The sequence below is a fragment of the Acinetobacter towneri genome (genome assembly GCF_001758345.1).
Lineage (GTDB): Bacteria > Pseudomonadota > Gammaproteobacteria > Pseudomonadales > Moraxellaceae > Acinetobacter > Acinetobacter towneri_A.
Genome location: NZ_MKQS01000001.1, coordinates 343118 through 363197, shown reverse-complemented (window position 1 = coordinate 363197; position 20080 = coordinate 343118). Strand labels below are relative to the sequence as shown.

Below are 20080 nucleotides of genomic sequence, written 5' to 3'. Positions count from 1 at the left end.
ATTTGAACATGGTTTTAGGAATAGACAATGGCGCTAAAAGCGACAATTTATAAGGCAGATTTGAACATTGCTAATATGGATGTGCATCAATATGGTGACTATCAACTAACCATGGCATTACATCCTTCTGAAACCATTGAGCGTTTGATGGTGCGTATTTTGGCATTCGCACGTTATGCAGATGAAGCTTTGGAATTCACCAAAGATTTGTTTGAAACCGATGAGCCTGCTTTGTGGGAAAAAGACTTAACAGGGCAGTTAATCAAGTGGATTGAAGTCGGTTGCCCAGATGAAGATAAAGTCAAAAAAGCCAGTGCACGTTGTAAGCAAGTTGCGATTATTGCCTATGGTTCATCGGTAGATGAGTGGTATAAACGTAATAGTAAAATCAAAACATTAAATAATGTTGAAGTATGGCAATTATCGCAAGCGAGTACTGAAGCCATTCAAGCTTTATGCGAACGTACCATGCAGTTGCAGTTGAATGTGATGGATGGTGAATGGACATTGATTGGCGCTCAAGCACAGGCGCAGATTGAGTGGATACAGTTACAATAACACTTACCCGAGTTGGCAATTATCTTAAACATCGAAGTGTAAATATTTGGAGATGAACATGAGTGCGGAATTAGAAATTATTGATTTGGTGGTGGGCGAGGGTAAAGAAGCGGTCAAAGGCGCTTTAATTACTACGCATTACACAGGTTGGTTGGAAGATGGCACAAAGTTTGATTCATCCTTGGACCGCGGCAGCTATTTCGAAACCGTGATTGGTACAGGTCGTGTCATTAAAGGCTGGGATCAAGGCATCATGGGGATGAAAGTGGGTGGTAAACGGAAACTTGTGGTACCTGCGCATTTGGCTTATGGTGAGCGCAAAATGGGCAATATCATTCCTGCCAATTCGAATTTAATTTTTGAAATTGAATTGTATGATGTGAAAACACGCGATCAATAAATCCTGTTTAATTTAGCCATACAGCTAGAATTTAAGTCATTCATCCAATGTCAGTACGGTCTAATATGAATGACTTAATTTTTTTACTTTAAATTTAGTGCAAGAACGATTAGATTGAAAAATAAGCACAATAGGGTTTTTGCATTTTTGAAATTCATTCGGATGTGGCACATACGTGCATTATTATTCTTGATTTTACTGTTTAGTGTACTCACTCCACAGTGTGTGTTGGCACAATATGAGTCTGCACCTAAATCTTATTATCTACATCAACAACTGCTCAATTCAGTTCAATTTACTGAAGATAAAACGAGTATTTTGAGTGGGCAATGGTTGTTTTATCCGCAACAATTGATTCAAGAACCCAGTGCAGTACTGACATCGAATACCGTTGAATTGCCTGCTTCATTTGAAGATTTAATGGGCAATGCCAATACGTATGGCACTTTTATTGGGCACTTTCAAATTCCAAAAGAGTTTTTAGGCAGAAGTATTGCGATTTGGATTCCCAACCAGTATGGCGCATATCGGGTATTCTTAAATGGCGATCCATTGGTGCGTGTTGGGACAGTCGGTGTAGATGCAAGTCATCACGAAACCGAAAATGCCCCACGAATTGCATATTTTGTCCCTGAAAGTGAATATTTTACCCTAACCATTCAAGCGTCTAGTTTTCAAAGCTTGCAAGGTGGTATAAAAAATCCAATGAAAATTGGTTTAAGTCGTACCATCAATCAACAGTATCAGCGTTTGATGATGAGTATTGCCATGATTTCTGGGGCAGTACTTGGTGTTGGTTTGTTTACCTTGATGTTTTCGGCATTTAGTCTTGCAAATGGCGGCAAGACCAAGCTTATGTTTATTTTTGGCTTGTTTATTGTTTTTCTAGCATTACATAATTTATTTTCTCCGCCCTATGCTTACACCACTTTCCTGAATTTAAGTTGGTCTTGGGGAATAAGGCTCGAATATTTATTTAGTTTTCTCGCGATTTTATTTTTCCTGAGTTATATGTTTTTGCTCAGTTCGCGCTATTTACATCGTTGGGTATATAGCGCGGCAATGCTGTTATTAAGCTTTAATATTGGGGTGACGCTGTGGGCAGAACCCACTATTTTTCAGCAGTTCGCATTTTATAGTTCTTTTTTCTTTGTGCTGGTTTTGGCAAATTTTGCCTATGGGTTTTATCAAACTCTGCGTTCAGGAGAGCATTATTCCAAAATCAATTTTTGGGCAGTGATTATTTTATGTGGCACATTTATTCATGATTTTTTATTAATGCTGAATCTGGTCAATTCCATTCATTTATCATTTATTTCGACCAGTATTTATGCATTGCTCATCATGTTTCAGCAGGCACGAAATTATGCCTACCATAACTTGCGCATTGAACGCTTGAACCAAAAGCTGATTCATTTAAACAACTCGTTAGATTTAAAAGTGCAGGAACGCACTGAACAACTCAGTCTTTTGAATGAAAAACTGGAAATACAGATTAATACTGATGCATTAACGGAGGCGTATAACCGCCGTGCATTAAATGAAGAAATTCAGCGTTTGTATTTTGAAACCTTGCAAAATAAGCGACATATTTTGGTTTTTGCGATGCTCGATGTCGATTATTTTAAAAAATACAATGATCATTATGGGCACTTAAAAGGCGATCAAATTCTGCAAAACCTAGTTAAAGTTTTACAAGATACTTTGCCTAAAAATGCGTTTGTGGCACGTTATGGGGGTGAAGAATTTGCCATTTTACTGCACGATATTCCGCAACCTGCGATTGCACCACTCATGCAAAAGGTCTTGCAGGCTGTACGTGATGCAGCTTTTGAGCATGTAGCACGAGAAGACCATAAACAATATGTGACTTTAAGTATCGGTGTAGCGTGGATGACTCGCGCACAAGCGTATACGCACGTGGATGATTTTATGAAAGCTGCAGATGCGCATTTGTATCAAGCCAAACATGCAGGACGCGATCAGGTAGTAATTCAAACTTAATATGTTGACGCTACTCTACATGGCTTAAAGATAGCTCTGAATTTTTTGTTGAAGTTGTACGACAGAAACATTGCCCGACAGTCGTTCAACAATTTGCCCATCTTTAAAAATCAGAGTGGTCGGTAAACCAAAGACTTGATAACGCAAAGTTAAAATTGGAGATTGATCGACATTCACTTTGCCAAACTTTACCGAAGCATCAAAAAGTTGGGCAAGCTGCTCAAAAAATGGTGCATTTTGAACACAAGGCGTACACCACGTCGCATAAAAACGAATCACCGCAACGCCTGTTTCATATTCAAACTCACGGTAATTATTTTCGTTGTATTCCACAATTTTTGACATCACATACTCTTTAATCATAAATAAAAATTTAATCACGCATGAAACACCACGGCATGAGAATTATACCTAAGTTAATCTGGGTTTTAATGCTTTGCTGTTTTATGTTCAAATAGTCAGAATTCATATCAGCATCAAACAATCAGGAATTTGCCATGACACAAAACACAATGCAGCAGATTATTATTACAGAACCAGGTGGCCCAGAAAAATTAGCCTATGAAACGGTTGCAATACCTGAGCCACAAGCCAATGAGGTTTTGGTCAAAGTACATGCTTTTGGTTTGAATCGTCCTGATATTTTACAGCGTCAGGGTCTGTATCCTATGCCTAAAGGTGTGACGCCAGTGCCAGGCTTAGAAGTAGCAGGTGAAGTGGTTGCTGTGGGTGCAGATGTCAGCCAATTTAAAGTTGGTGATGCTGTGTGCGGCTTAACCAATGGCGGTGGATATGCAGAATATTGTGTTGTACCTGAAAGCCAGACTTTGATGATTCCCACAGGTGTCAGCTTTGTGCAAGCCGCAGCGATACCTGAAACATTTTTTACTGTGTGGGCCAACGTGTTCCAAATGGGCAAAGCCAAAGCGGGCGAAACGGCACTGATTCATGGTGGCACTAGTGGCATTGGTACTACAGCATTAATGTTGTGTAATGCGCTTGGTTTAAAAACCTTTGCAACTGTAGGTTCAGATGAAAAAGTACAGGCAATTTCACATCTCACCACAGCCATTAATTACAAAACACAAGATTTTGAACAAGTGATTAACGCAGCGACAGACAATGCTGGGGTCGATATCATTTTAGATATTGTTGGTGCGCCGTATTTGGAACGTAATTTAAATTTATTACGCCGTGATGGTCGCTTGGTGTATATCGCATTTTTAGGGGGTGCAAAAGCCAAAGAAGTGAAACTTGGTCAAATCATGATGAAGCGTCTTACTATTACTGGTTCGACCATGCGCGCCCGCAATACTGCAGAAAAAGCTGAAATTACCAAAGGGTTGCAAGAGATCGTATGGCCATTGTTAGCAAAAGGTGAATGTCTGCCTATGATTTATAAAACCTTTAAGTTTGATCAAATTCAACAGGCACATGCCGAAATGGATACAGGCGAGCACGTAGGTAAAGTAGTGGTGGAAGTGATTTAAAGACTCCAATTTCAAAATCAACATGCAAAAAAAACTGACTGAGTGTCAGTTTTTTTTATGCGTATTTTATAGAGAATTTAAAAAAATTTTTTGAATCAGATTTAGTAATTATTTGGCTTTGTTGCATAAATATGTAAGCATCTGATTTAAATAAATTTAATTTTGGATTAAAAAATAATCAAAACTTTTAAATCATATAGTTATGAAATTTTTTGCAACAAAGCCGATCAAAACTGAAAGATAGATTTTAAACTGCTGCACTGTAATAGGTACAGCACAGCAGGGTGTGAACAATTGCTTCGGAATGTGTCGAGCTTTTAGCTAAATTATGCGAAAATAGCGTTTTGCTATTTTGTCCAAGGACAGTACATGATTGACCAATCTCCTGAATCATTAAGTGATATCGAAATACTCGACATTTTGCAGTCTATGAAAAGTGATGAGTTAGACACAGAGGCAAAAGAAATTATCCGTAATGGTGGGAAAGCAGGTCGTCAGGAAGCGCATAAAGCAGCATTGGTGGAATTGAATCAGTCATTTGAGAGCAAATTTGTAGAAGCGGTAAGTTTGGCTTTGCAGTTAAATGAAGCGCAAATGAAAAAAATCCGTTATAAAAAAGACCGTGTGCGTATTTTAAAAGCACGTGGGATTGATTATTTAGCCATTGATGGCGCAGAAACCGCGCAAGTATTGGCTCAGGTTGCACAAGCAATTGTGCGTGAAGATGCTGTGGTGACGCATGATTTGCACAATATTTTTCCTTTCTGGAAGGAAGGTTGGCCGATGGTGCAATTCGACAATGTCTATAAAATTTTAGCTGAAGATATTGCGATTCACTATCAATCGGTATTAGATGAGCTGATCGTAAATATTAAATAAATACTCAGCTGAATTTCAGATGTTTCAGTTCAGATTTAAAAAAAGCACCATTTCATTTTAATGTGGTGCTTTTTTGTAAATGCTAGAAAATGTGGATGCTGATCAAGTCCATACGAATACAGTGAATCTCACTATCCATCTGCCTCAGAGTTGTTTTGTATTTCCTGCGTTTCTACAATTCGTGTCACTAAAAGTTGATCAATTTTAAAATGATCGACATCGACTACTTCAAATTTATAACCATCAAAAAGTACAGAGTCGGCAGGACGCGGGATTTTACGTAGCTTATACATCATAAAACCTGCAATGGTTTCATAATTTTCATCATCTGGCATTTCATCAATTTGCAGCGCGTGTTTAATGTCTTCAATTGGCGTACTGCCATCAATTAACCAAGAGTTGTTATCACGTTTAATGATTTGCTGATCTTCTTCAATAGGTGTTACCCAATCGCCCATCACAGTAATCATAATGTCAGACAGGGTAATTACGCCTACAACCAATGCATATTCATTAATCACTACGGCAAATTTTTCTTTGGTCGAGCGGAAACGATCTAACACTTCAGACAGCGTGAGTGTATCTGGAATGGTTAATACATTACGGATGGTGCTTTCATTCAGTTGTAGTAAAGATTGATTATTCAGGATTCTGACCAAAATATCTTTGGCATCAACATAGCCGATTACATCATCAATATTTTCACTACAGACTAAAAATTTCGAATAAGGATATTCTGCAAGCTTTTGACGAATACTGGCTTCTGATTCCTTTAGAGTAAAAAACACCACATTTTCACGTGTGGTCATACTCGAAGGTACGTTACGTTCTTCAAGTTCAAACACATTTTCGATAAAGTGATGTTCCTGCTTTTGTAAAACACCTGCTTGAGCACCTGCATCCATGACTGCAGAGATATCATCAAACGTAATATTGTCTTCGCGCGTGGTATTGACTTTAAATAAGCGGAACAACACATTGGCAATCGCATTAATCATCCATGCCAAAGGCTTGCATACCCGAATAAAAATTTGAATCGGGTTGATCACCGATATCGCAATTTTTTCAGGGGCAATCATTGCCAAACGCTTAGGCATCAGGTCAGCAAATAAAATAAATAGGGAAGTTACTAAGGTAAATGACAAGGCAAAACTAAGCGTTTCAGCCCATGGCCCTTGATAAAAGCGTACTACAAGATTGTAGAAATAAGGACGAAAAGCACCTTCACCTAAAATACCACCTAAAATGGCAACTGCATTTAAGCCAATTTGGGAGGCAGCAAAAAAGTCAGCTGAATTTTCTTGCAGGTCTAAAACTTTTTGAGCACGTTCATCGCCTGATTCGGCTAGAATTTTCAGTTTAACTTTACGTGCACCAGCCAACGCAATTTCAGTAAGCGATAAAAAACCAGCTCCGACAATGAGGATGAAGATAATAACAATATTCTGGAAGAGGCTCACGAATCCACCTGTGGATTATATTATTTTAAATATAACAATTTGAATCTTTATTAAACAATGAGGAATATCGAAATATTCCTCACCTGAGTATAAGGTTTTGTGCCAATAAGTTCAGTGAATTTTTAATTAATAGGCTGAAAATTGAGAGTTATTCAGTAAAAACTCACGGTTTTCTTCTTCAATCATTTGGCGCGCTACATATAAAATTAATTGACGTAACCAACGGTGTGCAGGGTGATGATGTAACAACGGACACCATGCCATCTTTAATTCAAATTCTGGAATATAAAATGGCGGGTCTTTAATCAGAAAATTCTGGCTTTTGGCCTGTAAAAGCGCAATACGGGTAGGCAAGGTTGCGACTAAATCCACATTTGATGCGAGTAGTGCAGGCATTTGATAATGACGGGTAAACACAGAAATTTTACGTTTTTGTCCAATACGCTCTAAAGCCTGATCAATCCAGCCGAGACCTGCTTGTTTTTCAGGATTCACTCCAAAACCAACGCCCATACCTGTTTTAGAGACCCAAATATGTTGTGCATCTAAGTAGCTTTTTAAATTGAGGTTATTGGCAGCAGGGTGTTTATGATTGAGCAGGCAAGAGAAACTATCACGCCAAACTAAAACTTGATGGAAACTTTGAGGAATTTCATTAAAACGGTTAATCGCTAAATCAACTTTACCTTGCTCCATGTCACGGTAAGACACATCACTTGGTGTTAAAAAGTCCAATACCACATTGGGTGCTTCAGAGCGTAAAGCTTTAACCAAGCGTGGTACTAATGTGGCTTCTGCGTAATCGGAAGTCATAATCCGAAATACACGATTTGAAGTATAAGGACGGAACTCGGTACGAGGTTCCAAAATCATAGAAAGGTCAGATAATGCATCACGGATACGCGGTTGTAATTCAAGAGCGCGTTCAGTTGGTGTCATACCTTCAGAAGAACGAATCAGCAGGGGATCATTAAATAAATTGCGCAAACGGCGTAAAATGTTACTCATTGCAGGTTGGGTAACACCCAATTGTTCTGCAGCACGGGTTACATTTTTTTCACGAAGTAAGACGTCAAGATAAATTAATAGATTAAGATCAACCCGCTCCAGATTCATAAAATAAATACCGAAAATAAAATCACTAAATTATTGGGATTATGCCATAAGCCGTAGGGCTTGTGTATAAATGATGATGAAAAAATCGACGAGATAAACAGCAAAAAAATCTGAAAAACAGCCAACCCAGCATTGTTTTCAAAAAATGAAGGGTGCCTAGAAATTCATTTATATTTTAATTTTAAATGCAAAAAAACTCAAAAGTATTGGCTGAACTGATAGCAGATACTATATGTCTGAAATTTATGCGGTTACATTGAGCCTAAAAGTATCAAAACTTTGCAATAAAATGGCAGATATTGCCAATGCATGTATTTTTTTTATGAAAGGCAAGACTTAAGTCTAATGCAGAAAATATCGGCACAAAATAGAATTTGTAAGCAAAGATATTTGATAAAATTTCTAAGTAATACATTAAAAAACAGTGAATTATATTTCTGTTGTATTTTCGGATTAAGACTTTGATCTATACATTTTTTAAAAAAATACCGAGAATTACACTAGAATATTGGATTAATTCATTCAGTCACTCTACTCTGTATCCATCGTAACGAAGTGCTCTAAATCTGAGCAATCAAACATAAGCGCGATTTAGCCTTCGATTGATAAATCCTAAATAATATTACAGGGTACAATATCATGACTACATACCAAACAGCGATTGATGCAATCCGCGAATTAAAAGCAAAATTCGGCAACACTTGGGCAGACATCAGTCCTGAAGATGCTGCGCGTATGCAAATGCAAAACCGTTTCAAAACTGGTTTAGACATTGCTAAATATACAGCTGCGATTATGCGTCGTGATATGGCTGCTTATGATGCAGACTCTAGCAAATACACTCAATCACTAGGCTGCTGGCACGGTTTTATCGCTCAGCAAAAAATGATTGCGAACAAAAAATACTTCGGTACAACTGAGCGTCGCTATATCTACCTTTCTGGTTGGATGGTTGCTGCACTTCGTTCAGAATTCGGTCCACTTCCTGACCAATCTATGCACGAAAAAACTTCTGTTCCTGCATTGATCGAAGAAATCTACACATTCTTACGTCAAGCTGACGCAAAAGAATTAAACGATTTGTTCCGTGCACTTAAAAAAGCACAAGACGCTGGTGATACAGCTAAAGCTGCTGAAATCACTGCACAAATCGACAACTTTGAAACTCACGTTGTGCCAATTATTGCGGACATCGACGCTGGTTTCGGTAACGAAGAAGCAACTTACTTATTAGCTAAGAAAATGATCGAAGCGGGTGCATGTGCACTTCAAATCGAAAACCAAGTTTCTGACGCGAAACAATGTGGTCACCAAGCTGGTAAAGTAACTGTTCCACACGAAGACTTCATCGCTAAAATCCACGCGTTACGTTATGCGTTCTTAGAAATGGGTCTTGACGACGGTATCATCGTTGCACGTACTGACTCTGAAGGTGCTGACTTAACTCAAAAAATCCCAGTAGTTAAAGAGCCAGGCGACATCGCTTCTCAATACATCAGCTACTTAGACACTCAAGAAATTGACATCTCTGAAGCGAAAGAAGACGAAATCCTAATCAAGCGTGATGGTAAATTACACCGTCCTAAGCGTTTAGCTTCTGGCTTGTACCAATTCCGCGAAGGCACTCAAATTGACCGCGTTGTACTTGACTGTGTGACTAGCTTACAAAACGGTGCTGACCTTCTTTGGATCGAAACTGCGACTCCAAACGTTGAAGAAATCGCTCACATGGTTAACCGTGTTAAAGAAGTTGTTCCAAATGCGAAACTTGTTTATAACAACTCTCCATCGTTCAACTGGACTTTAAACTTCCGTCAACAAGCTTACGACCGTTGGGTTGCTGAAGGTAAAGACGTTTCTGCATACGACCGTGCTAAGTTAATGAGCGCTGAGTACGACAACACTGAATTAGCTGCTGAAGCTGACGAAAAAGTACGTACATTCCAAGCAGACGCTTCTCGTGAAGCGGGTGTGTTCCACCACTTGATCACACTTCCGACTTACCACACTGCTGCGCTTTCTACTCATGAGCTTGCAGAAGGTTACTTCGGTTCTGAAGGTATGTTGGCTTATGTTGCTGGCGTACAACGTAAAGAAATCCGTGGTGGTATCGCTTGCGTTAAACACCAAGCAATGGCTGGTTCTGACATCGGTGACGATCACAAAGAAATCTTCTCTGGTGACAACGCGCTTAAAGCAGCGGACGAAGCTAAAAACACAATGAACCAATTCAACGCGTAATCGCTTGATGGTTTAAAAGAAAACCCTGCATCTGCAGGGTTTTTTTATGGCGATAAAAATAATCAAAGAATGCTGAAACACTTTTAAGAAACATCTTTAAAGAGATGTTTCTTTATTTATAAACAGTCAGCAGTTTGAACTTATTTAATTTTGATCACATCTGCCTGTACAGAAGTAGGGTAATAGAAAGACACCTTAATCCATTGTTTTTGTTGTGCGGGAATAGGCACTAAAAACTGTGGATCGACTACAGCAGCGTATTCCTGATACTGCTGATCGAGCAAAATTAAATCACTGGCATGCAATTGCAATGCTTGATTAGATTGATTGTGAATTGCTAGAAAATAATCATGTGCCATCACAGGGTCGTTTAACTCTTTGACCTCAATATTTTGTACGTGTTCAGCCTGAATATCGACATGCTTCAGCGCATTACTGACTTTCATACTTTCTACAGGATGTAAGAAAACCTGGGTTTCAATTTTCGGCTGATCTTTTATATTTTTTTGCTTGTATAAATTGAATTTAAGACCGTGAGTTGTAAGCTGAATGCGCGCGTAGACTTCTCCATTTTCTGTGTTGAGCAACCATTCATTTGCAGTGGTTTGTGATAAGTGTTGGGGCTGTTTGTTGTCCTGAGCAGCGTGAATCGTGCCTGTCACTAGGTTTTCGCGATGGCGCTGTTTCCAACGTTTAATGTCGCTAAGTTGAAAGGTTTGATTATCATTCATGCGTAAGTGAATCACATGTTGTTCACAGTGGTCACAAGGTAATAAGGCTTTAAAGTTACCAGTAGCTTGTCGTGACCAAGAAGTTGCTGAGTTTTGAAATTCAGTTTTGTGCGCGACTGGTGATTCAGAAGCCAAATTAGCTTGATATTCCTTACTTTGCTCGGTTGACCCGCAAGCTGCTAAAAGTAAGCTAAGTGTACTGAGTGCAATCGGATAACGATTCAGCTTATATGTTCTGAACTCAAAACTCGTGTTGCTGCCACCTTAAACTTTCACCTTGTATCTGAAAAGCTAATTCACCTTATATTTAATGAAAATTTGTAGCAAATCATAACAAGTTCTGTGTTTTAAATTTAACTTCAAGGATTCCATCGGATTAGACCTTAAAACTCATCAAACTACGCGTAAATTTATATATTTACAATTTTTAAACCTGCTTAAATCTGGTAATGAATGGATGTTAAAACAGTATGATTTTGCATGGAATGAGAAAACTGAGAGGAGTGCAGGGAATTTTTATACATTTATAAAGTATTTGTTTATTTATTCATCGTTTTAGACTTTTATATTTGGTGATGCTTGCTAAAATTCGCACACTTTATTTGGGGTATGCGGTTGTGTTTGAAAAGTTAGCTGAGCGAAGCTTAAATTTAATGGGTTGGGAAATCGACAATCATTGTCCGTTGGAATTAGACCAATATGTGATGATTGCAGCACCGCATACCAGTAATTGGGATGCCTTATATGCACGCTTAGGGCTTAAAGCTTTGGGCGTCAATGTTCGCCTGACCATTAAAGACAGCTATATGAAATTGCCGTTTGGGCCGTTTGTCCGTGCCATGGGTGGTATTGGTATCGACCGTCGTCCGAAAGCACCAGGCGAACCACGACCAAGTATGGTTCAGCTCATGACGGACTTATTTAAAACCCATCCTAAATTGGTGATGTTGGTGACGCCAGAAGCCACACGTGCGCGTCAAGAACAATGGAAAACAGGTTTTTATCATGTTGCGTTAAATGCAGGTGTGCCAATTGCTTTGGCGTATATGGACTATGCAAAAAAGAAAACGGGTGTGGGAAAAATTGTGCATCCAACTGGTGATTTTGAAAAAGATATGGCTGAAATCATGACATTTTATGCGCAGGTGCAAGCAAAATTTCCCGAAAGCTTTAGTGTCGATACACGTTACTATTCAGAATAAGCATGCTATTTGAGTTTAATAGTACATAAAAATTAAAAAGACAGGGGATTAGCCCTGTCTTGCTTTAAAACGTGGATTGGATTTGCAAATCACAAATAATTTGCCACGACGTTTCACAATTTGACAATCGGCACGCGATTTTGCACTTTTTAAAGATGAACGAACTTTCATGAAGATAAACACTTTAACTGTAATGTTATAATATAACATTATTTACTAACTGTCGAAAAGTGTCAAAACCAGAAAGTTACAACATCTCTTTTAAGAAAAAAATTTAAACAATAATCTTTTGATACAAGCCTGCACGTACAGTGCCCGCTTTGCTCTCTTTAATTTTTTGCCATGTATGCGGTAATTTTAACAGGTTTAAATCACGATCTGCTTCAACATAAATCAGACCTTGTGCTGCAATATGTGGATCAGCCAACGCTGCCAATTCTTCCCATAAATCTAAACTGTAGGGTGGGTCTAAAAATACCAAATCAAACTGATCTTTCAGTGTTGCCAAGGCATGCTGTGCGGTAGAAATTTTCAATTGTGCCGTGCTTTTATTCACACGTAATAATTCTAAATTTTGCTGTAAAAACTGCGCTTGTGTGCGGTTTGGCTCAATCATGACCACGTGTGCCGCACCGCGGGACAGGGCTTCAAAAGCTAAAGCGCCCGAACCTGAACAGAGGTCTAACACTTTGGCGTTTTGCACATCCCACATTAACCAGTTAAATAAGGTTTCGCGTACTCGGTCAGGCGTTGGTCGTAATCCCTCAATTGAAGCAAAAGCCAACTGACGACGTTTCCATTCTCCACCAATAATGCGTAGTTGATTTTTCATGGATTAGTCGCTCTCAATTGGGCTGGCTGGTACAACTGCTGCGGGCGCAGCTGCAGGTGAATTGGTTGTCGTTGAGCTCGGAGCTGTTTGTACATGATTTGGGTTTGCTGTAGGGTTATTGCTCGCAATATTTGGATGATTGGGGCTTTGAGTATCTGGGGCAGTAGATGATGGGACTTCACCACTTGGTAACTCACTTGGTTTTAAACCCGCAGTCATTAAGCCACCACTTACTTGTGCCACAGATGGACGAATAGGCTTTTTATTTTTATTGAGTAACCAATAATCTAAAATTGGACGCGCCAAGGMTGTTGCGGCAGAACCACCACGACCATTTTCAAGAATAATTGCAATTGCAATTTCAGGGTTTTCAGCAGGTGCAAAGCCGACAAACAAGCCGTGGTCAAGCTGACGATCTGTTAGCAATGCTTCATTATAGCGTTTGCCCTGTGCAATACTTTTAACCTGTGCTGTACCCGTTTTACCTGCAATCGAATATTGTAATCCGCCTTTAATCCCTTTACCTGTACCAGATTGAATCACATCAACCATGGCATCGCGCATTTTAATCCAGTCTTCTTCTGTGCCGTTAAAATCAATTTTACCGTTGGTGCCATTGTGAACTTTAAATGGTTTCGCGCCACGACTTTCACGTAACACGTGCGGTGTAACTTTAAAGCCTTTGTTAGCGGTGATGGCGGTAGCCATTGCTAATTGCAATGGTGTCGAGGTAAATGCACCCTGACCAATACTGACGGAAATTGTTTCACCTTTCATCCATTTGGCATTACGAGTACGCATTTTCCAATCTGGGTTTGGGTAGAGCCCTGTGCTTTCATTTGGTAAATCGACTCCAGTTTTTTCACTAAAACCAAATTGACGCATCCAGTCGTTCATTTTTTCAATGCCCATACGATAGGACAATACATAGAAATAGGTATCACAGGACACCACCTGAGCAGTGTGCATATTGACAATGCCATGCCCCGATTTTTTATGGTCACGAAAACGGTGGCTATCACCCGGTAAAGTAAAATATCCATAATCCTGAATGGCAGTTTTCCAATCGACATAGCCATAATGAATACCGCCTAAACCAAACATCGGCTTAATGGTAGAACCAGGTGGATAAACACCTTGTACCGCACGGTTATAGAGCGGCTGATCTAAATTATCACGTAGAGCTGAGTAGTCGGTATGACTAATGCCTGTGACAAATAAGTTAGGGTTAAAGCTAGGACTAGATACCAAAGCTAAAATTTCACCTGTGCGTGGGTCGAGTGCCACAATTGCACCACGACGTTCTGCCAATTGTTCAGAGGCAACCACTTGCAAGCCGTAATCCAGTGATAAAAACAAATCATTGCCACGTAAAGGGTCTTTACGTCCTAAATTGCGTAGCACATTACCATGCGCATCGGCTTCTACAGATTCGTTGCCAGGTACGCCATGTAGTAAGTGCTCATACGATTTTTCCACCCCAATTTTACCAATCAGATTAGTGCCTGCATAAGCATCTTTGTCAATTTCTTTCAGTTCTTTGTCGTTAATACGTCCGACATAACCAATCACATGCGCAAATAATTCACCGTGTGGATAATAACGAGTCATTTGAGTTTCAATATTGACACCAGGGAACTGAAATTTGACTTCACTAAAACGCGCAATATCTGATTCATTTAAATTCAGTTTGATCGATACACGTTCGGTTTTACGTGAAGTTTTAATCCGACTTTTAAAGCGCTCAATATCTTCTTCTGTCAGTTGTAAAACAGGCGTCAGTCGCGCAATGGTGTCATCAATATCTTCAACATCTGCTCGGCTTAAGGTAGCAGAGAATACAGGGTAGTTATCGGCCAATAACACGCCATTGCGGTCATAAATATAACCACGTGCAGGCGCGAGTGGTTGTAATCGAATACGGTTTTTATCTGATGCAGTTGAAAATTCATCGTAGCCACTAATTTGTAAATAAGCATAACGAGCCACCAACAGCAGCAAGAAAAAAACCACAACACCCACCGAAAAAAAGATGCGATTGCGAAAAATACGCTTCTCTTGCTGAGCATTTTTTAACGGATAGTGTTGTTTCATACAAAAATTGGCTTAACAAAAATGAGGGAGAACGAATTTGGACTATTCTAACGCATCTATTGGCAATTTTGAGTAACCATATTTGACTGAATTGCCCGATTTAACCTAGAAGATGGGCGCAATCTTAATTTTTGACTTTAGCGACATCAAAATTGTAATTTGCTGTATATAAGAATCCTGACAATTCTGCTAGAGTCAAAACACGAAAACAGGACTGTTTTTAAAATTAAAACAAATGGACACTGGTGACAATAATGACAAAAGTCTATTCTTTCGTGGCATTACTTGCCTTTTCAAGTTTTAGCTTTGCTGGGAACACTACTTTTTTACCTGAAGCAAAAATTAGCGCAGATAGCGCAAAAACCTGGAATGTAGGGGTGGGTATTACCCAAAAATTACTGCATTTGAATGGTGAATGGGTCAATCCCTATGGCATTGCCTATCTAAAAGCGGGGGCTTTTTTAAATGGTGACCATGAAGTCGGTGGGCAAACAGGTTTTCGTTACCCATACCACCTCACAGGTAAAGACAAAAATGGTTATTATATTGGCGCTTACGCAGGACACCTAGAATCTAAATGGGTGGATGGTGAAGAAAAAGCGCGTTTAGGTGCAGGCATTGATCTGGCTTATGTATTACTGAGCCCTGAACGCATCAGTAGCTTTAGTGTTGGCATTGGCGCAGGTGAAAAATTGGAAGATCGACAAGGGCGAGTGATTGCGGAAACTGAGCCTAGACTACAATTTTCCTATACGCTCAGTATGGGTTTGTAGTCAGAATAGTGACTTTTAACTACTTTAGAATCTTGTAATTAGAACTAAATATGGAAAAAATGCATGCTTGAGTACGTCAATCAGTTGTGGCAAACCTTTTTGAATCGTCCAGATTTCTGGGCCGTGCTCAGTATTATACCTGTGACTGCTTTTGTGACCTGGGCGCATGTATGGATGGCACTGAAAATGGTGTTCTATCCAATCAGCTTTTGGGGTTTTCACGTTGGGCCTATTCCTGTGGGATGGCAGGGGATTGTGCCGCGTAAAGCTGGGCGTATCTCAGGCATCATTACCGATAACACTTTGTCAAAATTGGGCTCATTGCGTGAATTTCTTAACGCCATGGACCCAGAAGATATGGCGCGCATTATTGGTGAGCAAGTGGATTTTGAACTTGAACACTTAATTGATGAGGTCATGTTAGACCGTAATGCAGTGCTTTGGGAGAACTTACCGTATTCGATTAAACGCCGTATTTACGCTCAGGCGCATAAACAACTGCCAGGTGTGCTACGCGAATTGGTGACTGAACTGACCCTGAACGTTGAATCTTTGGTGGATATGCGTGAAATGGTGGTTAGCCAAATGGAAGGAGACCGCCGCTTAATGGTGCGTATGTTCCTAAAAGTTGGTCAAAAAGAAATTAATTTTATTTGGCATATTAGTGCATTGATTGGGATGTTCTTTGGTATTTTCCAAATGATCGTTTGGTTTCTAGTGCCATGGCACTGGACGGTCCCATTTTGGGCGGCAATTTGGGGCTTCTTGACCAATTGGATTGCCATTTGGATGGTATTCAACCCAGTTCACCCGCATTACGTGAAATATCCGCAGTTCTTTAAATTGACCGAAAATCGTCAATTTCCATGGATCAAGCCAGTGATTCCACGCATTGGGACTTATAATATTCAGGGTGCGTTCATGAAACGCCAAGATGAAGTCTCGGATGTGTTTGCAAAGGTAGTAACAGAAGATCTGATTACGTTAAAATCCATTATGACTGAAATGATGTATGGCAGTAAAAAAGACAAAACCCGCCGTATTGTCAAACGCCACATCAACGAAATTATGGAAACACCATTGGTTCGTACCTCTTTACAGTTGTCTTTGGGGCCAAAAGAGTATGCCAAACTCAAGACTGACTTGATTGATCGTTCGATTGAAATTACGATGGTGCCTGTATGCGACCCTGCCTTTAATGCGAGCCGTGCACAGAAAATTTATCAAATGTTCAGAGATCGTATTCGTGAACTGACGCCAAAAGAATTCCAGAATCTCTTGCGTCCTGCCTTTCAGGAAGATGAGTGGATTTTAATTGTCTTGGGTGGTGTAACTGGTTTTATTGCTGGTTTAATACATTTGTTTGTCGCTTTCTTATAAGAGGATGCTGGCTGCGTAAAGGGCGATGGCTCTGATGCAACGAGTGTCAAATACATTGTTAAAATGAGGATGTTTTTTATGCGCATTATCTTACTCGGACCACCTGGAGCAGGTAAAGGTACACAAGCTCAGTTGATCTGTAAGCGCTACAATATCCCACAAATTTCAACCGGTGATATGCTCCGTGCTGCAATTCGTGAAGGTACTGAATTAGGTCTACAAGCCCAAAGCGTTATGGATGGTGGAGGTTTGGTATCTGACGAACTTATCATTGGCTTAGTTAAAGAGCGTATTGCGCAGCCAGATTGCGTGAATGGTTGTATTTTTGATGGTTTCCCTCGCACAATTCCACAAGCTGAAGCTTTGGAAAGCGAAGGCATCAATATTGACCATGTGATTGAAATTGATGTTGCAGACGAAGAAATCGTACAGCGTTTGTCTGGTCGTCGTCAGCACCCTGCGTCTGGCCGTATTTATCACCTTGTTTACAATCCTCCAAAAGTGGAAGGTAAAGATGATGAAACAGGTGAAGACTTAGTACAACGTCCAGATGATCAAGAAGAAACTATTCGTAAGCGTTTAAAAGCGTATCACTCAGAAACTGAGCAATTGATTGGCTTCTATCAGGGTCGTGCTGCTTCTGGAGAAAATGCACCAAGCTACAACAAATTGAATGGTCTTCGTCCAATTGAAGAAGTTCAAGCAGATTTGTTTGCGATTTTAGACCAAGCAAAATAAGCCTAGGTTTTAGACCAAGTCTGTTTAAATGAAAAATAAAACCGTTTAAACAGGCGGCTTGTTTTGACTTTAAAAGAGTCCTGATACATATTAGGGCTCGTTTTATTTGTTTCAGTTTGGGAGAGTGCTTTGCAACATGCTGCTGTGATCATCATGTTATTGGCAAGTATTGCCGTTTTAGGCTTTCTTGTTTTTGTGAGCTATAAGTTGTTGCGCAATACACAAGCTCAAAATTCGTCTGAAAAAAAATCAGGCAAGCACTATCCGGTGCATCCGAAACTTAAACAACAGCAACAACGTCAGTCTGAACATTCTCAGGATAAATAAATCATCTCTACACAATTTGTGTATAGATTGCACAGTTATCCACACTATTTTGGATGATCCACATTGCTTTAATGATTTAGCATCTCTTCAATAAGTTTAGATCACTAAAGTCTACTGAAGTGTTTACTGAGGGATGAGCTCGTGATGAATTTTATGCAGCTTAATCTGGCGGTGTGCACCAAATTCAAAGCGATCAGGCCAGTTACACACATCAGACACTACACATTCACCACATTTAGGCTTACGCGCAATACAGCAATAACGTCCATGCAAAATTAGCCAGTGATGCGAGTCAATTAAAAATTCTTTAGGAATGACTTTAATTAAACGCTGTTCGACTTCTAAAACATTTTTACCCACAGCCAAACCTGTACGGTTACCCAAACGGAAAATATGCGTATCAACCGCCATAGTGGGCTGTCCAAATGCAGTATTTAACACCACATTGGCAGTTTTACGTCCCACGCCAGGTAAGGCTTCTAAATCGGCTCGATTATCAGGCACCATACTGCCATGTTTTTCGATGAGAATTTTACAGGTTTTAATGACATTTTCGGCTTTGGAGTTATAGAGTCCAATGGTTTTAATATATTCCTTTAGGCCATCTACACCTAAGGCATAAATTTCCTCAGGCGTGTTGGCAACGGGAAACAATTTGTCAGTGGCTTTATTGACACTGACGTCCGTAGCTTGAGCCGATAAAGTCACGGCAATCAATAATTCAAAAGGATTGGAAAAATTCAGCTCAGTGGTTGGGTTAGGGCGCTGCTCACGCAAGCGTTCAAAAAAAGTCTGAATCTGTTTTTTGGTCATGTTTTTTGAAGATTTTTCTTTGACCGTAACCGCTTTTTTTGACGCTTCTTTAACGGGCTTGGTTTTTAAGGTCGTGCTTTTTAAGGACATATTTATGCTCCTAATTCACGTAATTGTTGTTGTAAATTGGCAAGCATGACACGTTTTTTCTCATCTTCACGCACGCTCAGTTGTTTTTCGAGTTTTTTAATTTGCGTGCGTAATTTTGCCAGTTCGATGGTGGTTTGTGCATCGGCAGTAGAAATCTTTTCATTTTTTTGTACAGGCAACTCAATCACAGGAACAGCAGCATCGGTTTGTGCTGAGAATTGTGCAAACAGCTCAGTATCAATTTCTGCTCGCACTACGGGGCCTTTACGTTGCAGACGACGTTGTTCTTCACGTTGAATGTGGGCGTAGTAACGCTGACGTAAATCATTCTGTTCTGCTACACGTGCGCTTTCAGAAAGCAGAGGTTGTGTATCTTCCACTAAGTCAATGCAATCGACAGGACAAGGTGGAATACATAATTCACAGCCTGTACACAAATCAGTCAAAATGCTGTGCATGAGTTTACCTGAACCTAAAATTGCATCGACAGGACAGGCATTAATACATTTGGTACAGCCAATGCACTCATCTTCCCGAATTAATGCTTTCATACGTTGTGGGCGGCCATCTGCCTGCACAGGCCAAACACTTGCTTCTGCGATTAATAACGGGCGTTGCAGTAAGTTTGCCAGTGCATCTGCAACAGGTTGCCCACCAGGTACACATTTGTTGGCCGCTTCGCCTTCCGCAATCGCTTTGGCATAGGGTAAACAGCCATCACGATGACCACATAAGCCACATTGAGTTTGAGGAAGGAGCGCATCAATATTTTGAATCAGAGCAATTTGCGAATTCATGGACAAACCAACGCCACTTTAACAGCAGCAGAAAAACGGAAAATAAATCTTGAGGAAAATTCTAGGTAAATGATTTTAGCATGATTTTTGCTTTTAGGCTTGTGCGCAAATTAAGAACAACAATGGCTAGTTTTTTGTGCAAAAATGCTCAACAC

20 protein-coding genes are annotated in these 20080 nt (G+C 39.9%); 11 read left to right on the top strand and 9 right to left on the bottom strand.

Features of this window, described 5'->3' with window-relative positions; genetic code table 11:
* Positions 1-27: 27 nt before the first annotated feature.
* From BJN41_RS01625 to BJN41_RS01615, 3 genes are all read left to right on the top strand, one after another.
* Entirely contained in the window at positions 28-558 is a 531-nt protein-coding gene (locus BJN41_RS01625) for a YaeQ family protein (protein ID WP_070152563.1), read from the top strand.
* A gap of 58 nt (positions 559-616) precedes the next feature.
* A complete protein-coding gene (locus BJN41_RS01620) occupies positions 617-958 on the top strand; it encodes an FKBP-type peptidyl-prolyl cis-trans isomerase (protein ID WP_070152560.1) in 342 nt (113 codons plus the stop codon).
* Positions 959-1120: 162 nt separating this feature from the next.
* Positions 1121-2962 carry a GGDEF domain-containing protein gene (locus BJN41_RS01615; RefSeq protein ID WP_070152557.1) on the top strand — a complete coding sequence of 614 codons (1842 nt, stop codon included), beginning with the start codon at positions 1121-1123 and terminating at the stop codon, positions 2960-2962.
* Between the two features lie 24 nt (positions 2963-2986).
* Here BJN41_RS01615 and BJN41_RS01610 read toward each other — a convergent pair whose 3' ends face one another.
* Entirely contained in the window at positions 2987-3307 is a 321-nt protein-coding gene (locus BJN41_RS01610; protein ID WP_070152704.1) for a thioredoxin family protein, read from the bottom strand.
* Between the two features lie 152 nt (positions 3308-3459).
* Here BJN41_RS01610 and BJN41_RS01605 point away from each other — a divergent pair, with 152 nt between their 5' ends.
* Together BJN41_RS01605 and BJN41_RS01600 are read left to right on the top strand one after the other, a co-directional pair.
* The gene (locus tag BJN41_RS01605; RefSeq protein ID WP_070152554.1) at positions 3460-4452 is read left to right on the top strand and encodes an NAD(P)H-quinone oxidoreductase; all 993 of its coding nucleotides are present in this window, start codon (positions 3460-3462) and stop codon (positions 4450-4452) included.
* 369 nt (positions 4453-4821) lie between these two features.
* The gene (locus tag BJN41_RS01600) at positions 4822-5331 is read left to right on the top strand and encodes a hypothetical protein (protein ID WP_070152551.1); all 510 of its coding nucleotides are present in this window, start codon (positions 4822-4824) and stop codon (positions 5329-5331) included.
* A 131-nt stretch (positions 5332-5462) separates the two neighbouring features.
* Here BJN41_RS01600 and BJN41_RS01595 read toward each other — a convergent pair whose 3' ends face one another.
* Positions 5463-6791: a hemolysin family protein gene (locus BJN41_RS01595; protein WP_070152548.1), complete on the bottom strand. Its 1329-nt coding sequence runs from the start codon at positions 6789-6791 to the stop codon at positions 5463-5465.
* A gap of 126 nt (positions 6792-6917) precedes the next feature.
* On the bottom strand, positions 6918-7907 hold the full coding sequence (locus BJN41_RS01590; protein ID WP_070152544.1) for a LysR family transcriptional regulator: 990 nt from the start codon (positions 7905-7907) through the stop codon (positions 6918-6920).
* Between the two features lie 639 nt (positions 7908-8546).
* Here BJN41_RS01590 and BJN41_RS01585 point away from each other — a divergent pair.
* Positions 8547-10148 carry an isocitrate lyase gene (locus tag BJN41_RS01585; RefSeq protein WP_070152541.1) on the top strand — a complete coding sequence of 534 codons (1602 nt, stop codon included), beginning with the start codon at positions 8547-8549 and terminating at the stop codon, positions 10146-10148.
* A 140-nt stretch (positions 10149-10288) separates the two neighbouring features.
* On the opposite strand, the gene BJN41_RS01580 is transcribed toward BJN41_RS01585, so the two are convergent.
* Positions 10289-11014 carry a hypothetical protein gene (locus tag BJN41_RS01580; protein ID WP_227515198.1) on the bottom strand — a complete coding sequence of 242 codons (726 nt, stop codon included), beginning with the start codon at positions 11012-11014 and terminating at the stop codon, positions 10289-10291.
* 518 nt (positions 11015-11532) lie between these two features.
* On the opposite strand from BJN41_RS01580, the gene BJN41_RS01575 reads away from it, so the two are divergent.
* The gene (locus BJN41_RS01575) at positions 11533-12081 is read left to right on the top strand and encodes a 1-acyl-sn-glycerol-3-phosphate acyltransferase (protein ID WP_227515204.1); all 549 of its coding nucleotides are present in this window, start codon (positions 11533-11535) and stop codon (positions 12079-12081) included.
* Positions 12082-12129: 48 nt separating this feature from the next.
* Here the strand turns inward: BJN41_RS01575 and ykgO are convergent, their stop codons facing one another.
* From ykgO to mrdA, 3 genes are all read right to left on the bottom strand, one after another.
* Positions 12130-12252: a type B 50S ribosomal protein L36 gene (ykgO, locus tag BJN41_RS01570; protein WP_026438469.1), complete on the bottom strand. Its 123-nt coding sequence runs from the start codon at positions 12250-12252 to the stop codon at positions 12130-12132.
* A 103-nt stretch (positions 12253-12355) separates the two neighbouring features.
* Positions 12356-12913, bottom strand: a complete 558-nt coding sequence (gene rsmD / locus BJN41_RS01565) for a 16S rRNA (guanine(966)-N(2))-methyltransferase RsmD (RefSeq protein ID WP_070152532.1) — start codon at positions 12911-12913, stop codon at positions 12356-12358.
* 3 nt (positions 12914-12916) lie between these two features.
* On the bottom strand, positions 12917-15007 hold the full coding sequence (gene mrdA, locus BJN41_RS01560; protein WP_070152529.1) for a penicillin-binding protein 2: 2091 nt from the start codon (positions 15005-15007) through the stop codon (positions 12917-12919).
* Positions 15008-15261: 254 nt separating this feature from the next.
* Between mrdA and BJN41_RS01555 the strand changes: the two genes are divergently transcribed.
* From BJN41_RS01555 to BJN41_RS01540, 4 genes are all read left to right on the top strand, one after another.
* A complete protein-coding gene (locus tag BJN41_RS01555; RefSeq protein WP_070152526.1) occupies positions 15262-15780 on the top strand; it encodes a hypothetical protein in 519 nt (172 codons plus the stop codon).
* A 63-nt stretch (positions 15781-15843) separates the two neighbouring features.
* Positions 15844-17160, top strand: coding sequence for a hypothetical protein (locus BJN41_RS01550; protein ID WP_070152523.1), 1317 nt, complete (start codon positions 15844-15846; stop codon positions 17158-17160).
* Positions 17161-17238: 78 nt separating this feature from the next.
* Positions 17239-17898 (top strand): adenylate kinase, encoded by a 660-nt coding sequence (gene adk, locus BJN41_RS01545; protein WP_070152520.1) that lies wholly within the window; start codon positions 17239-17241, stop codon positions 17896-17898.
* Positions 17899-18027: 129 nt separating this feature from the next.
* A complete protein-coding gene (locus BJN41_RS01540; protein ID WP_070152517.1) occupies positions 18028-18225 on the top strand; it encodes a hypothetical protein in 198 nt (65 codons plus the stop codon).
* 123 nt (positions 18226-18348) lie between these two features.
* On the opposite strand, the gene nth is transcribed toward BJN41_RS01540, so the two are convergent.
* A complete protein-coding gene (gene nth / locus BJN41_RS01535) occupies positions 18349-19038 on the bottom strand; it encodes an endonuclease III (protein ID WP_070152701.1) in 690 nt (229 codons plus the stop codon).
* 92 nt (positions 19039-19130) lie between these two features.
* Complete coding sequence (locus BJN41_RS01530) at positions 19131-19925, bottom strand: RnfABCDGE type electron transport complex subunit B (protein WP_070152514.1); 795 nt, start codon at positions 19923-19925, stop codon at positions 19131-19133.
* Between the last annotated feature and the right edge of the window lie 155 nt (positions 19926-20080).

What these genes read in the sequence shown, in the direction of transcription:
- BJN41_RS01600 (WP_070152551.1), top strand. Translation starts at nt 4,822, where the DNA reads ATGATTGACCAATCTCCTGAATCATTAAGTGATATCGAAATACTCGAC.
- BJN41_RS01605 (WP_070152554.1), top strand. Translation starts at nt 3,460, where the DNA reads ATGACACAAAACACAATGCAGCAGATTATTATTACAGAACCAGGTGGC.
- rsmD (WP_070152532.1), bottom strand. Translation starts at nt 12,913, where the DNA reads ATGAAAAATCAACTACGCATTATTGGTGGAGAATGGAAACGTCGTCAG.
- BJN41_RS01615 (WP_070152557.1), top strand. Translation starts at nt 1,121, where the DNA reads ATGTGGCACATACGTGCATTATTATTCTTGATTTTACTGTTTAGTGTA.
- BJN41_RS01575 (WP_227515204.1), top strand. Translation starts at nt 11,533, where the DNA reads ATGGGTTGGGAAATCGACAATCATTGTCCGTTGGAATTAGACCAATAT.
- BJN41_RS01550 (WP_070152523.1), top strand. Translation starts at nt 15,844, where the DNA reads ATGCTTGAGTACGTCAATCAGTTGTGGCAAACCTTTTTGAATCGTCCA.
- ykgO (WP_026438469.1), bottom strand. Translation starts at nt 12,252, where the DNA reads ATGAAAGTTCGTTCATCTTTAAAAAGTGCAAAATCGCGTGCCGATTGT.
- BJN41_RS01610 (WP_070152704.1), bottom strand. Translation starts at nt 3,307, where the DNA reads ATGTCAAAAATTGTGGAATACAACGAAAATAATTACCGTGAGTTTGAA.
- BJN41_RS01585 (WP_070152541.1), top strand. Translation starts at nt 8,547, where the DNA reads ATGACTACATACCAAACAGCGATTGATGCAATCCGCGAATTAAAAGCA.
- nth (WP_070152701.1), bottom strand. Translation starts at nt 19,038, where the DNA reads ATGACCAAAAAACAGATTCAGACTTTTTTTGAACGCTTGCGTGAGCAG.
- BJN41_RS01620 (WP_070152560.1), top strand. Translation starts at nt 617, where the DNA reads ATGAGTGCGGAATTAGAAATTATTGATTTGGTGGTGGGCGAGGGTAAA.
- adk (WP_070152520.1), top strand. Translation starts at nt 17,239, where the DNA reads ATGCGCATTATCTTACTCGGACCACCTGGAGCAGGTAAAGGTACACAA.
- BJN41_RS01530 (WP_070152514.1), bottom strand. Translation starts at nt 19,925, where the DNA reads ATGAATTCGCAAATTGCTCTGATTCAAAATATTGATGCGCTCCTTCCT.
- BJN41_RS01625 (WP_070152563.1), top strand. Translation starts at nt 28, where the DNA reads ATGGCGCTAAAAGCGACAATTTATAAGGCAGATTTGAACATTGCTAAT.
- BJN41_RS01555 (WP_070152526.1), top strand. Translation starts at nt 15,262, where the DNA reads ATGACAAAAGTCTATTCTTTCGTGGCATTACTTGCCTTTTCAAGTTTT.
- BJN41_RS01590 (WP_070152544.1), bottom strand. Translation starts at nt 7,907, where the DNA reads ATGAATCTGGAGCGGGTTGATCTTAATCTATTAATTTATCTTGACGTC.